Origin of the sequence: Vibrio panuliri, assembly GCF_009938205.1 — a bacterium.
Classification (GTDB): Bacteria; Pseudomonadota; Gammaproteobacteria; order Enterobacterales; family Vibrionaceae; genus Vibrio; species Vibrio panuliri.
This window is the reverse complement of sequence record NZ_AP019655.1, coordinates 1,454,207-1,466,069: the sequence shown is the minus strand read 5'-3', so window position 1 is coordinate 1,466,069 and position 11,863 is coordinate 1,454,207. Positions and strand designations below refer to the sequence as shown.

Here is an 11,863-nt window from a genome sequence, read left to right as displayed (position 1 = left end):
GTGACGAATATTTGTCGTTTTTGCTCGATGAAAAGTGAGAAAAACTAATTGTAATTTTAATGCTTTAGGTCAAATTTTATTTTGAGTTAGACCTAAATGGCAGCAAAGAGAACCGCGTAACGTGATGGCGTTTTTAATTGAACTGGGAGGAAGAATAATCGCTGTTCAGGTTGCCTGCTACCGTCTTACTTTCTTGCTAAACACCTCGTTACTCATGCAGGGTGAAGTATCTTTGTATGTGTAGGAGTAATACTTACTTTGCTATGACGGTTAGGCAACGTTAAACTTCATTTTTTGTTGTCTTAATTTAGGTGTTTTGTGTCTATATCCTCTGCTGCTAACTCAATTATTGTGCTCGATTTCGAAACGACGGGGCTTTCACCGCAACAAGGCGATCGCGCAATTGAGATTGGTGCGATTAAGTTGCACCAAGGAGAAGTGGTTGATCGCTTTCAGAGCTTGATGAATCCGGGTTTTCGCGTCAGCGGTTTTATAGAAGGCTACACGGGGATCACCAATACCATGTTAGCCGATGCGCCTAGTTGTGCAGAGGTGATGGATCAGTTTGCTGATTTTATTCAGGGCAGCAACCTTCTCGCGCACAATGCATCGTTTGATCAGCGTTTCCTTGATGCTGAACTGCAATTGATCAATCGTGATTACAAAGGCAAATTTGCATGCTCTTTGTTGGTATCGAGACGCCTTCATCAAGAGAGTCACTCACATCGGTTAGGGGACTTAGTCAAATACCATCAGATTGAAAATGATGGAGTATTTCACCGCGCATTAGCCGATGCAGAGATGACGGCAAGACTTTGGCAGGTTCAGTTAGCAACCTTGCAAGAAAAGTATGCGATTGCTGACCCTAGTTTTGAGCTTCTGGTAAAAGTAGGCAAAACTGCCAAGGCTTCGGTTGACCAAATGCTGCAAAAAGAAGCACGAAAAATTGTACTGAGATCTTAGATTTCATTGCTAGTTATTGGCATATGCCAATAACTAGCAATATAGTAGCATGGTTACTTAACGGAAACTGAGTGCCCATGATATACGCTATTCCTACTCGCGACTTTCAAGTTGCCAATCACTTCTCACGCTCACCAAACGTGGTTATCTTTGATGATGAGCATCATACACACCAGCTAATTCAATTGGTTGAGACGCCTTCTCAGTGCGGCAAAAAAAAGCAGTGGGTCGAGATCTTAAATGCCTATCAAGTTGATGCGGTCGTCGTACGTTCTATTGGCAAAAAAATGCTCAAGCGTTTGTTTGATATGCAGATGAAGGTGTTGGTCTCTCCAGCTAAAGCTCAAGTACAACATCTTGATTTTAATACACTTGAAGAAGTAAAAAGCATTGAGTATGGTAGAGAGCCACGCAAGCAAAGCTCTTGTTGTGGAAGCAAAAAATCAGCAAAACCATCAATGTTATTGAATCCGGCTTCAACCTCATTCGGGGCGATAAAAAGGATCAGTAAATGACCTTACTTCTCACGTTGGTTGGTTTTATCGCTGTGATTGCATTGATGGCGATTGGTGTCATGTTTTCGCGCAAACCAATTGAAGGAAGTTGTGGTGGTTTGGCCCAACTAGATATTGAGCGTGAATGTAATTGCAAAGAAGTGTGTGCAGAGCACAGTAAAACACTTTATCAGATCCAAGAGCCGGGGCAGTCTTAGAACCGGAGTATTACGTTGTGCTAAAAGAGACGGACTTTAATATCGATCATCAGTTTCTCTATTTTCGTAAAGATCGCTACCCACTAGCTAAAATAAACGACGTGCGGCTTAAGAAGATGTCGCTGTTGGATAATGTTGGTCAGTTGGCGTTTTGGCTGTTTCTTTTTGCCGGTCCGCTTTGGCTAGGTATGGCGAACTGGCAACCTGCCCCTTTGTGGTTGGAATGTACTGCCGTGGCATTAGCAATCTCGGGATTGGGGTTCGGGCTAAGTCGCTGTTCTCGATACGCTCTGCAAGTGGAGTTTAACCACATTGATGAGACGGGGACCCAATGGGTCAACGTAACCAAATCATACACAACTAAAGATAGTGCGCTGCTGCTACGTCAAGAGCGGGCTATCAAAACCGCGCTATAAACTTGGTCGTCGCGCTACTCTGGCTGCAAGATTAAAGCGTGCCCGTTGACAAGGCATTCACTCACTTTGGCTCGGGCGCGCTTAATAATATTGCCAAAGGTTTGACGAGAGACCCCCATTTGAGCTGCGGCATCGAGTTGGCTCAATCCTTCCTGATCCGCCAGTCGCAGCGCTTCCAATTCTTCAGCGAGTAGCTCGATATGTTGCAATTCTGCCATCGGTACACCATTAGGCTTAAAGCATGAATATGGCGCTCGGGTACAGATTTGGCGGTGAATTTTAGGACGAGCCATAGCAAGGTTCCATTAGGTGAGTAAACGATATGTCAGTTCAGATCCCACGTAACCACGCACAGTGCGTAATTTGTCAGCAGCCCTTTTTTACTGATCATGTAATTGAGTTTCAACCGACCGCACAGGGTGTGGTTCGCGCAGAGATTGTAGCAACTTCTCAAGTGCAGGGCTACGTTGGCGTGATGCAAGGTGGGCTAGTGACAGCGCTGCACGATAGCGCAATGTTACATTGTTTGTTTGCTGAAGGGGTCACGGCTATGACCGCTAAATTGGAGACGCGTTTTCATCATCCGGTGCCGATTGGTGAGACCTTAATTGTGGAAGCTAAGCATGTGATGAGCAAAAGAAATGTCCATTACTTGCAAAGTGAAGTGCGATGTGGGGAAACGCTATGTTCAAGCGCTAAAAGTCAGTTTATTTCCATTAGCTAAAACTCAGAGCCACTTCAATCCATGTTAGGATGGCTGAAGTAAAACCGCGTACATGGAGAAAATAACGATGTCACAGCAGTATCGATTATCTGGAGTTTATGTTGGTCAAGTTGCCGAGCGTTTTGGCATGAAAACGGCGATAGATAAATCCGCCGTCAGTGGTGAGATTTACCTGTCGGAGACAGGTTTGGCGGGCGATGAGTGTGCTGAAACTAAGTTCCACGGTGGCGTAGAGCGTGCGTTGCATCAGTACCCAGCAGAGCATTACCAATACTGGGCCAAGAAGTACCACAGTGAACATGAGTGGCAAGCACCAGGGATGGGGGAAAACATCAGCGCATCAGGGATGTCAGAGTCCGATGTCTGCATTGGTGACCGTTACCAGTGGGGGGAGGCTATCATTGAAGTGAGCCAGCCCCGTTCACCATGTATGAAGTTAAGTCAGCGTTGGGGCGTAGAGAATTTCTCGGTCGATATGCAAGAGATCAGTCGCTGTGGTTGGTTATACCGCGTGATTCAACCCGGCGTTGTCAGTGTTGAACAGCCGTTGGTGTTAATTGAACGAGTGGAAAATCCGCTCTCTATTCTTGCAGTTTGTGAGCGTTATTTTGGCGATCCTTTGAATCGTTCTGGTTTAGAGCAGTTGATCGCGCAAGAGCGTCTATCTAAAAGCTGGCGCGATAAAATTCTCCAACGTTTAGCTACGGGCGAAGTCGAGAACTGGAATTTTCGTTTATTAGGGCATGCCTAAAATAAAAGGGTTGACCCGTCTATCAGTCAAGGGTTGAAGATGCAGTCTGAACCACAAAGAGGCAAGCATATGTTAACGGTTACCCAATTGGCACGAGAGTGTGGAATTTCACGCACAACCATTTTGTACTACGAAAAAGAACAGCTATTGCTGCCGACTTGCCGTGGGGAAAATGGTTATCGCTGGTATGGGGAAAGCGAGATAAATCGATTGAAAGCGATTTCGTCATACCGCTCCTATGGTTTACCGTTGGCAAGTATTCGCGCTTTGTTGGAGCATCAGGGGCAATCTCAGGCACAAATCTTAAAAGATCACTTTGCAGAACTTGAGCAAGAGATTCAGACACTTCGCGCGCAACAAAGCGCGATAGTTGCCCTTCTTCAAGAACCAAACCTGATAGAGGACAAGAGTGTGACTAAGCAACGTTGGGTAGAAATAATGCAAGCCGCTGGTTTCAGTGATGCTGATATGGTGAAGTGGCATCAGAAATTTGAAGAAATGGAGCCGGAGGAACATCAAAAGTTCCTAGAGTCGCTTAGCATTGATAGTGAAGAAATCGCTCAAATCCGCAAGATGTAATCTCGCCAAGAGTGTCAGACTAAAGCCAACAGAGATGTTGGCTTTTTTACTTTAAACCATTAGTGAGCTTGCCACTCTACAATCTTGCCATTGCTTAATTTCGCCAAAATGGCGAGCTTTTGTAATCTATATGTCAACAATAGACGGTTTATTTTTCGTAGAGCTCTAGTGGTAGCCCATCTGGGTCTTTGAAAAAGGTAAAGCGTTTGCCCGTAAACTCATCAATGCGAATAGGCTCAACATCTACCCCGTGTTGTTGCAAATACTCAGCGCTCTCTTCAACACTAGCCACAGCAAAAGCAAGATGTCTTAACCCCTGTGCCTCTGGGCGACTAGGGCGGGATGGTGGGTTAGGAAAAGAGAACAGTTCGATTTGATTACCATTTGGCAGCGCTAAATCCAACTTGTAAGAATCGCGTTGTTGGCGATAGTTTTCTGCAATCACCTTTAACCCCAACAGGTTTACATAGAAGTGTTTGGAGATTGAATAATCAGAGCAGATGATGGCCACATGATGGATTGCTTCAAGTTGCACTGTGGGTGTCCTTTTTGCTGTTGTGCGCGGAATGCATCGACAATTTAAACTGGCTGTCGCAAATCTTCAAGATTCAGACCGCTGAGCGCAGTATGCTCATAGTCAACGATATTCAACAAGGATTCGATATGAAACTGAAATACACCATTATGTACGTGGAAGATGTCAAAACAACATTGGAGTTTTATCGTGATGCTTTTGGCTTTGAGATTGAGCTTTTGCATCCAAGTGGTGACTACGGAGCACTAAACACTGGTGAGACAACGCTGTCGTTTAGTTCGTTAGCATTGATGAATCAGTTAGGAAAAGGCGCGATTAAGCCACAACCTAGTGCACCGACTTTCGAGATTGCGTTTGAGACAGAGCAGGTAGCAGAACAACTGCAGCAAGCATTGGCGGCAGGCGCAAAGTTAGTTCAAGATGTTGAAGAGATGCCTTGGGGGCAAACGACCGCTTATGTGCACGATATCAACGGTTACTTAGTAGAAATTTGCTCGCCAGTGTCTGTTTAATAACCGGGTGCTTGCAATTCACTGTTAGTAAAAGAAAAGCCTCCTAACAAAAGGGGGAAGTGGCTAGGAGGCTGTGCGAGATACCTAAACAACGAATTTGTGATGAAGGGGACACAAACGGTTTAGGCTTAAAACTAGTTTAGCAAACTGGTGATGGGGGCACCGTTTTCTGGTGCTTGAGCCGCAAAAAATTTGCAGACAGTTGCGCCAACGTCTGACAGGGTCTCGCGTTCACCAAGGTTAAGGGCTTGGTGACCTTTTTTTATCGCAAGGAGTGGTACTTTTTCCCGCGTATGTTTGGTGTGACCAATAAACGGATCATTGCCATGATCGGCCATAACGATAAGCACATCTTGCTCGGTCATCTTCTCAATCACTTGGCTTAACCCAATATCTGCTCGTTCCAGAACGCGCCAATACTGTTTGGGATCTTGTTGGTGCCCAGAAAGATCTGTCTCTTGTACATTGGCGCAGAAGAACCCCTGCGTTTGCGTGGCTAAATCTTGGTTTAACAAGCGAAATACTTCATCGGTATCCACAACCGATAGGTAGGATTGACCATTTGGGTTTTGCACGATGTCTGCGACTTTGCCATACAACCAAGTTTTTATGCCTTGTTGGTGGAGCAAGTGAGGTGCCTGAGTTAGTGCATCCACACCAAAGCCCAAGTGAGCCACTTGAAAACCGCATTCGTACGCGCCGCTATCTGGGGCATTGATGCCGATATAAGTAGGTTGCCCTTGAGGGTCGTTTTTTACTTCAATCGCGTTATAGACGCGTTGCATGCTAGGTATGCCGTTCTCTGATTCAATATTGCCACCAAAGGCGATATTGCGACTTACGGGGTTATTTGCCCGTACGACACTGGCAATCTCAAGCAGTTTTTCAAACGGCACTACATTGAAATTGCATGTTAAGTTATAGACTTGTCCTAAATCAGCCTCTAAGTTATCGCCGACAACGACACCGTGCTCAATTTGCAGCAATGACAATCCTTGCTGGGTAATTCTTTCAACGTGATAGCTTTTGTCGATCAGTGCTGACTCAATCTTTGCTAGTGCTTGTTGAAAGGGTTGAACCAATGGGGGTTTTGGTTGTGTGCCCATAATTTCTTGGTGTCCCATAAACGTGTCACCACCTTCATGAGCAAGCCAAGCTGAACCTGTATTGGCATCTGGGTTGGGCTTCATCACTGAGTCAGGGTTACCAACCACATTCTGTAGCCCCATTTTTTCTAGAGTGGGTAATCGTTTGAGAGCAAAGTGAGACAGTAGTTTGTTGGCAGTGTTTGCACCACAATCTTGTGGTCTCACCTGAGGCACATCCGGCATTTCACCTACGCCAAATCCATCAAGAACCACGACAATAAATCTAGCCATGATGCACCTCGCTGGTGTTCAGTGGATTTCCTAATGCGTCGTAAACAGCCATGAGATGTGGCTTGCCACTGCTAATTCCGGCCACTAAAGCAACATCACTTCGGGTGACAAAGACTTGAGTGCGATACGCCATGATTACTGGTGACCCGACAGGAAACAATCCAGATAGGCGCAGATGATAATCGATGCTGTCGCGATCATCATTGTAGATACTGGTGAGGTAGCGCTTGTTATTATCGAAAACCAAGCAGTTCTCTAGACCACCTCTGCGGTAGTAACCCCCCGCAAAGCAGTAACTGTCTGAACCATAATGGTGAGACACCTCACTTAGGTAGAGCATCGCGATTTTTTCGCTTTGGGTGGTGGTGGCATTGGCAGGCACTGTGCCAGTCAATGCGTGCCCAGGCTCACCATGTGTACAACCAAACTCAGCTAATATCGGTAGCGTTTCAACGCAAGTTGCTGACGGTGCATTGATTTGGCGACACTCAACGCCCAGCTGTTCTAATCTCTGCTTTGCCTCAATCAAGGTGGTTAAGTTTGCAGTAGGCTGGGTTTTGTTACTTTCTTGGTTATAAAGAAAGCAAGGGAAATGGGTGACACCCTCAATATGTACGTTTGGCATCGCTTCAATTTCTGCGACAATGTCATCCAGCTCTTCGATTGGAAAGCCCGACTCTTGATTCGTGTAGAGTTGATCTCGTGCATGATAGAATTTCAGCAGCAGGCCTTGTTGGCGCTGATACTTCTGTGCGGCATTCGAGATCTGTTTGGCTTTATCGAGACTGTAAACCGTAATCACCTCGGGTTGAATTTCTCCAATTAGGCTATCGATCATATTAGTGGGTGGCTGGACTAAATGACCAACATTCGCAATTGGCAGTCCATGTTTTGCCATTAGGCGCGCTTCTTTAAAGTCGACACAGACAATCCCATCAAATTGACATTGCTCGATTAGGATTTTGGCGAGTAAAGGATTGCGACCGACCTGCTTGGTCATTGCAAACAACTTCAGTCCATATCTATCTGCCTGTTGGCGTATATTTTGGGCATTGTGAATAAATTGGTCTACATCAATGACGGTTGTATCCGGCATCAATAGACCTTGGTTAAATAAGCTTAACGCGGCTTCTACTAAGTCGGGATTTTGCTTTTCTAAGGCTTGTAAAAACATTTTCTCCCCTTTTTAGGAATGAGCTGATCCGGCACTAACATCTCTGTAGCGCTGGTTAAATAACGACACCAGTTGATCTAATTGAGTAATTTAAGCCAGTGATCAGCTCGGCTATTTATTTTTAGATGGCGAACAGTCCAACCACGTGAAGAATGTTTAAGATGACGCCAGTGAGAATGGCGGCTACGGCTGGAGCTGCAATCTTCAATACAGGGCGACCCATAACTTCGTTGAGGTAGAACAACATCGCAAAGATGGTAAAGCCTGTGGTGGATCCCATTTTCATTACCGCGAGAACACCACCGATAAGAAGTGCGAACTCCATTAGTGTGTTCATTGAGTTACGAATATTGTCTGAAGCGTTCCGAATTGAAGGGAACTGCTCTAAGAAGCGGCCGATACCACGTAATAAGTAAACTTCAACGCAAATAGTGACGGCACCTAATGCTGCTGCGACTGCCATATTGGGTGATAGATAACCCACGACGAACACAAAGGTCATACCCACCACGCCATAAACACCCGTTGCGAGCGCGGTCGTTGCAATCAGCGGAATAAAGCCTAAGCCACGCATAAACTCAGACAGAGCCACTTGTTTCATGGCGGCATCTTGAGCTTCAGGGTCGGCGATTTTCAGTGCGTCTGCGAGTGAATAGATAGAGACTTCGGATCCGGCGAAAATACCACCGTTCGAAACCGCTGCAATCAGTGCACCAGTGACCGCCAAGAAAGGTAAGTGTTTAACAATACGTTTGGTTCGTTCTTCAAAAATGCTGTGTAGGCCAGACATATCTGGAGCCTGAATGCCTGCTTTACGATCCGCTAAGTCTTTACGTACCGCAAAGAAAACTAACATTAGCATACCGACAAAGATTTGAATCGACTCTGGGTAAATGCCAGTGAACTTCATGATCATTAAGCGAGAAAGCAGAATGACACCAGCTGCAATTGCCCCAGCTTTCCAGCCAAATTGATAGAAAATAGCCAACAGTGGGAAGAGTGCAAAGGCTGACATTACCGGTGTACCGAGTTCACCTAGTGCGCCAAGAGCATCAATCGGTAGACCAGTTAAAACGGCATTTACACCCGCAAGAGAGGTGACAACTAACACTCCCCACAACCCACCAGCGAGCGCTGCCAGAATGCGGCTACCGATCATGACACCAAGGATATCGGTGGGCAAAAAGAGTAACCAAGGGTTAAGCAGTCCAGTTGATAGAGTGAAAGAAATACCTACAGAAGCAACGAAACCGATGGAAAGACCGAACGCAACAGAACCTGCATCTCGGCGAGTCATATTGCCTTCGAATAATTGTGGTAAAACAGGGCGGATGCCGTCATGGAAGACGGCGGCACTCATGTTGGCAATCAATGCGGTCATGGCACAGAGTGCAGCAACCAGTCCAATGTGCATAATATCCATGAGAGACTCCTTACTTCTCTGCGAGTAGTTTTGTGAGCATGGGGACTGCGTGCTCGACATGTTCAATAGATAAGCCAAACGCGACACAGCCTTTATCTATAAACTGCTGAACCTCATCTTGCTTTGCTTGAATTGCTGGCTTTGCGATGGTGCAACTTTGACCAAAACCAATAATGGCGATAGCCATAGCCAGTGCGCCACCAGCGCCGGTATTACAACATCCGATAAAGTAGTCCATTTCTCCTGACTTAACCTTCATCGCCGCGTCCATATCGGTGAGGATATGGCACTCAAAGGTGTCGGGCATGGTTGTCTCAATTTGCTGTTTGATTTGCTCACGCTGCAAACCAGCAATCGCGATTTTTTTCATGTTCTATCCTTATATTTTTGAGCGCGGACGCTCTCTAGCCAAATAAGCGAGCAGGGTTGGTTTTTAGTAGGGTGCTTATTTGGTGATCACTGACCCCATGCTGTTTAAGCAGGGGAACGAATTCGTCAATTAGGTAGCTAAAACCTAGGCCACCGTTGGCTTTTAAGTGCGAGCGACGGGTAATGTCCATCGAGAGCATGATCTGTTTTTCGTAGCCTCGTCGGCATAGTTCGGCGATGGAGGCTGCACGTTTGTCGTCTGGGTAGTAACTGTTTTTGCCAATGGTGTCGAACTGCACATAGCAGCCTTGATCGAGCATCCAAATAATGTGCTCAAAGTTATCGCGTAGGTCACAGTGGCCAATGGTGACGTTTTCCATTTCAACGCCGCACTGTTTTAGCAGTTCAATTTGTTGTCTACCCATCGTACTCATTGATTGGTGAGTTGAGATTGGACGCCCCGTTTCAAGGTGGGCGATTGCCGCGGCTTGAAATACTTTTTGTTCGGTTGGGCTAAACTGCGCTTCGCTACTGCCAATTTCTCCAATCACACTCGCTTTTAAGCAAGAACCATCAATACCAACTTCTATTTCATTGATCATTCCTTGGGCAATTTGCTCGACACTTGCGTCGTACAAGCTGGCGGGGAAGAAGCCTTCAATATAAAAACCGGTAGAAAGTAAGACGTTGATACCAGTGTCATTAATTAAATTTTCAATAAATTGAGGATTTCTGCCCATAAAAGAGTTGGTCACTTCTACGATGTTACGTACCCCACGTTTTTGAACGTCACGCATCTCTTCACACAACAGCTGGTATTGATCCAAACGACAATCAAGAGTGTGTTTTTGTGGCGATAAGTCGATGTGCAAGTGCTCATGACAGTAGGTATAACCCGTAGTATCAATCATCATTTTGTCTCCTCAAGTGAGGTCTGAATCAATGAATAGATATTGGCTAACATAAAACCCTCTTCACTGCTCGGTACAGTGTGTAGTTCCATCGCATCCAATACCTGTTGATGCAGTGTGAGTGTGTCGGAATAGCATTCATCCGTTGAAATCTCATCGAGAATGTCTTGGTCCAATCCCTCTGCTACGGCTTCATTTTGCCAAATACGATCCGCCGCTCTCGCTAAGTGAGTGATCGCCATTTGATACTGTTCATTGTCGTGTGGCACAGACAGTTGTTTATCGATGATATCAATTACTCGTAAACAGCCTTGTTGTGCTTTTGAGCTAATCACATTGGCTTGCAACAGCAGCTCGAGTCGCTCTTCCATATGTCACCTTTAATAGCTTGGTGTGAGTTCACCTTTCACCACCGCTTGTTGATGGATCAGTAGCGGTGAAAGTTTCAGTAATTTACGCAGCAAGATAGTAATGTGCTGCTCGTTGCCATTGACCAACATAACCGCTTCGGATGCTTGCTGGCAGGCGGGTAGGTGGCTAAGCGATTGCTCTGCTAAGCCGTATTTTTCCATATCGATCGCTTCTGGAAGCCAAACGACAGCGTCAATATCGCCATTGGTCAGGTGATTTAAGCTTTCACCGTAGTGTATTTCGACAATTTCGATTTCCTTGTCTTCAAATGCCTGACTAGTAAGAATCTTTTGGTCAGGAGAATCGGGGTCGACACCGACACGTTTGATTTGCTCAAACTCTCCTTGACGATAGATTAAGCGGTGTTCGTGAGAATAAGTTCGTGGTCCCAAATCAATGGCAGTAATTAACCCAGATGCTAACTCTTTCGCTGCCAACTTAGACATAATCGCCACATCATAGGTGCCATTTTTCAAACATTCGGCACGTACGCTTGCACCGCGCATATGGGCAAAGTAGAGCGGAAGACCACCAAGTTGCGCTTTTAGACCGCTTGCCAATCCTTCATAGTGACGGGTATAGGGAAGTGGCATCGCACAAACGACATTGCTGATCCCAGCGCATGCTACCAGTTCTTGATAGTTTAATTGGCTGATAAAAGTTCCGTTACGTCCCTGTTTTGACAACACGACGGCACCACGCTGCTCTATAGTGGTTAGCGCTTTCTGAATAAAGCCTACCGAGACCGCAAACTCCTCTGAGAGTGAGTCGATAGTTCTTAATCGATCACCTTCATTTGTGGTCATTAGGTATTGAGCGATATTCATGATCGCTGCGCCTTCTTTGCTAATGTATTGAACTGACATAAATTTAAATCTTCATTATTTTGAAGATAAATTAGCAGTAAGCTGGCTGGTTAGGAAGATAGTTGCGGCTATTTTGTGACCCGTTTCGATAAAAATCGTTGAATAGTTAAACACACTGTCTTGGTGAATTTGTCAGAT

The 11,863-nt window shown here is 45.6% G+C and carries 17 protein-coding genes; 8 read left to right on the top strand and 9 right to left on the bottom strand.

Annotated features, from left to right (window positions below; all coding sequences use genetic code 11):
- Nucleotides 1–318 precede the first annotated feature (318 nt).
- The 4 genes from GZK95_RS21295 (at nucleotide 319) to GZK95_RS21280 (ending at nucleotide 2,091) form a co-directional block, all read left to right on the top strand.
- On the top strand, nucleotides 319–963 hold the full coding sequence (locus GZK95_RS21295; RefSeq protein ID WP_075713811.1) for a 3'-5' exonuclease: 645 nt from the start codon (nucleotides 319–321) through the stop codon (nucleotides 961–963).
- A gap of 77 nt (nucleotides 964–1,040) precedes the next feature.
- Nucleotides 1,041–1,478 carry a NifB/NifX family molybdenum-iron cluster-binding protein gene (locus GZK95_RS21290; protein ID WP_075713809.1) on the top strand — a complete coding sequence of 146 codons (438 nt, stop codon included), beginning with the start codon at nucleotides 1,041–1,043 and terminating at the stop codon, nucleotides 1,476–1,478.
- Nucleotides 1,475–1,675 (top strand): (Na+)-NQR maturation NqrM, encoded by a 201-nt coding sequence (gene nqrM, locus GZK95_RS21285; protein WP_075705663.1) that lies wholly within the window; start codon nucleotides 1,475–1,477, stop codon nucleotides 1,673–1,675. Before GZK95_RS21290 ends, nqrM begins: the two co-directional genes overlap by 4 nt.
- A gap of 17 nt (nucleotides 1,676–1,692) precedes the next feature.
- Entirely contained in the window at nucleotides 1,693–2,091 is a 399-nt protein-coding gene (locus tag GZK95_RS21280) for a hypothetical protein (protein ID WP_075713803.1), read from the top strand.
- Between the two features lie 14 nt (nucleotides 2,092–2,105).
- On the opposite strand, the gene GZK95_RS21275 is transcribed toward GZK95_RS21280, so the two are convergent.
- Entirely contained in the window at nucleotides 2,106–2,384 is a 279-nt protein-coding gene (locus GZK95_RS21275; protein ID WP_075705659.1) for a DUF134 domain-containing protein, read from the bottom strand.
- 29 nt (nucleotides 2,385–2,413) lie between these two features.
- Between GZK95_RS21275 and GZK95_RS21270 the strand changes: the two genes are divergently transcribed.
- The 3 genes from GZK95_RS21270 (at nucleotide 2,414) to GZK95_RS21260 (ending at nucleotide 4,145) form a co-directional block, all read left to right on the top strand.
- Entirely contained in the window at nucleotides 2,414–2,815 is a 402-nt protein-coding gene (locus GZK95_RS21270; RefSeq protein WP_075713801.1) for a PaaI family thioesterase, read from the top strand.
- A gap of 67 nt (nucleotides 2,816–2,882) precedes the next feature.
- Nucleotides 2,883–3,566 carry an MOSC domain-containing protein gene (locus GZK95_RS21265; protein ID WP_075713799.1) on the top strand — a complete coding sequence of 228 codons (684 nt, stop codon included), beginning with the start codon at nucleotides 2,883–2,885 and terminating at the stop codon, nucleotides 3,564–3,566.
- Nucleotides 3,567–3,635: 69 nt separating this feature from the next.
- On the top strand, nucleotides 3,636–4,145 hold the full coding sequence (locus GZK95_RS21260; RefSeq protein WP_075705653.1) for a MerR family transcriptional regulator: 510 nt from the start codon (nucleotides 3,636–3,638) through the stop codon (nucleotides 4,143–4,145).
- 148 nt (nucleotides 4,146–4,293) lie between these two features.
- Here the strand turns inward: GZK95_RS21260 and gloA2 are convergent, their stop codons facing one another.
- Nucleotides 4,294–4,680 (bottom strand): SMU1112c/YaeR family gloxylase I-like metalloprotein, encoded by a 387-nt coding sequence (gloA2, locus tag GZK95_RS21255; protein ID WP_075713797.1) that lies wholly within the window; start codon nucleotides 4,678–4,680, stop codon nucleotides 4,294–4,296.
- A gap of 128 nt (nucleotides 4,681–4,808) precedes the next feature.
- Between gloA2 and GZK95_RS21250 the strand changes: the two genes are divergently transcribed.
- Nucleotides 4,809–5,192, top strand: coding sequence for a VOC family protein (locus GZK95_RS21250; protein ID WP_075713795.1), 384 nt, complete (start codon nucleotides 4,809–4,811; stop codon nucleotides 5,190–5,192).
- Nucleotides 5,193–5,326: 134 nt separating this feature from the next.
- Here GZK95_RS21250 and GZK95_RS21245 read toward each other — a convergent pair whose 3' ends face one another.
- From GZK95_RS21245 to yhfZ, 7 genes are all read right to left on the bottom strand, one after another.
- The gene (locus GZK95_RS21245; RefSeq protein WP_075713793.1) at nucleotides 5,327–6,571 is read right to left on the bottom strand and encodes a phosphopentomutase; all 1,245 of its coding nucleotides are present in this window, start codon (nucleotides 6,569–6,571) and stop codon (nucleotides 5,327–5,329) included.
- Nucleotides 6,564–7,745, bottom strand: coding sequence for a YhfX family PLP-dependent enzyme (locus tag GZK95_RS21240; RefSeq protein ID WP_075713791.1), 1,182 nt, complete (start codon nucleotides 7,743–7,745; stop codon nucleotides 6,564–6,566). The genes GZK95_RS21245 and GZK95_RS21240 overlap by 8 nt, the downstream gene beginning before the upstream one ends.
- Before the next feature lie 121 nt (nucleotides 7,746–7,866).
- Nucleotides 7,867–9,168 (bottom strand): YhfT family protein, encoded by a 1,302-nt coding sequence (locus GZK95_RS21235; protein WP_075705641.1) that lies wholly within the window; start codon nucleotides 9,166–9,168, stop codon nucleotides 7,867–7,869.
- 10 nt (nucleotides 9,169–9,178) lie between these two features.
- Complete coding sequence (locus GZK95_RS21230; protein WP_075705639.1) at nucleotides 9,179–9,538, bottom strand: DUF2620 domain-containing protein; 360 nt, start codon at nucleotides 9,536–9,538, stop codon at nucleotides 9,179–9,181.
- 34 nt (nucleotides 9,539–9,572) lie between these two features.
- Nucleotides 9,573–10,448, bottom strand: coding sequence for a phosphotriesterase family protein (locus GZK95_RS21225; RefSeq protein ID WP_075713867.1), 876 nt, complete (start codon nucleotides 10,446–10,448; stop codon nucleotides 9,573–9,575).
- Nucleotides 10,448–10,819, bottom strand: a complete 372-nt coding sequence (locus GZK95_RS21220; protein WP_075705637.1) for a PRD domain-containing protein — start codon at nucleotides 10,817–10,819, stop codon at nucleotides 10,448–10,450. The genes GZK95_RS21225 and GZK95_RS21220 overlap by 1 nt, the downstream gene beginning before the upstream one ends.
- Nucleotides 10,820–10,828: 9 nt before the next feature.
- The gene (yhfZ, locus tag GZK95_RS21215) at nucleotides 10,829–11,725 is read right to left on the bottom strand and encodes a GntR family transcriptional regulator YhfZ (protein WP_075705635.1); all 897 of its coding nucleotides are present in this window, start codon (nucleotides 11,723–11,725) and stop codon (nucleotides 10,829–10,831) included.
- Between the last annotated feature and the right edge of the window lie 138 nt (nucleotides 11,726–11,863).

Bases quoted from the DNA above. Each gene is read 5' to 3' on its own strand.
- GZK95_RS21225 (WP_075713867.1), bottom strand. From the start codon at position 10,448: ATGATTGATACTACGGGTTATACCTACTGTCATGAGCACTTGCACATC.
- GZK95_RS21270 (WP_075713801.1), top strand. From the start codon at position 2,414: ATGTCAGTTCAGATCCCACGTAACCACGCACAGTGCGTAATTTGTCAG.
- GZK95_RS21245 (WP_075713793.1), bottom strand. From the start codon at position 6,571: ATGGCTAGATTTATTGTCGTGGTTCTTGATGGATTTGGCGTAGGTGAA.
- yhfZ (WP_075705635.1), bottom strand. From the start codon at position 11,725: ATGTCAGTTCAATACATTAGCAAAGAAGGCGCAGCGATCATGAATATC.
- GZK95_RS21250 (WP_075713795.1), top strand. From the start codon at position 4,809: ATGAAACTGAAATACACCATTATGTACGTGGAAGATGTCAAAACAACA.
- GZK95_RS21260 (WP_075705653.1), top strand. From the start codon at position 3,636: ATGTTAACGGTTACCCAATTGGCACGAGAGTGTGGAATTTCACGCACA.
- GZK95_RS21265 (WP_075713799.1), top strand. From the start codon at position 2,883: ATGTCACAGCAGTATCGATTATCTGGAGTTTATGTTGGTCAAGTTGCC.
- GZK95_RS21220 (WP_075705637.1), bottom strand. From the start codon at position 10,819: ATGGAAGAGCGACTCGAGCTGCTGTTGCAAGCCAATGTGATTAGCTCA.
- GZK95_RS21230 (WP_075705639.1), bottom strand. From the start codon at position 9,538: ATGAAAAAAATCGCGATTGCTGGTTTGCAGCGTGAGCAAATCAAACAG.
- nqrM (WP_075705663.1), top strand. From the start codon at position 1,475: ATGACCTTACTTCTCACGTTGGTTGGTTTTATCGCTGTGATTGCATTG.
- GZK95_RS21240 (WP_075713791.1), bottom strand. From the start codon at position 7,745: ATGTTTTTACAAGCCTTAGAAAAGCAAAATCCCGACTTAGTAGAAGCC.
- GZK95_RS21235 (WP_075705641.1), bottom strand. From the start codon at position 9,168: ATGGATATTATGCACATTGGACTGGTTGCTGCACTCTGTGCCATGACC.
- GZK95_RS21275 (WP_075705659.1), bottom strand. From the start codon at position 2,384: ATGGCTCGTCCTAAAATTCACCGCCAAATCTGTACCCGAGCGCCATAT.
- GZK95_RS21290 (WP_075713809.1), top strand. From the start codon at position 1,041: ATGATATACGCTATTCCTACTCGCGACTTTCAAGTTGCCAATCACTTC.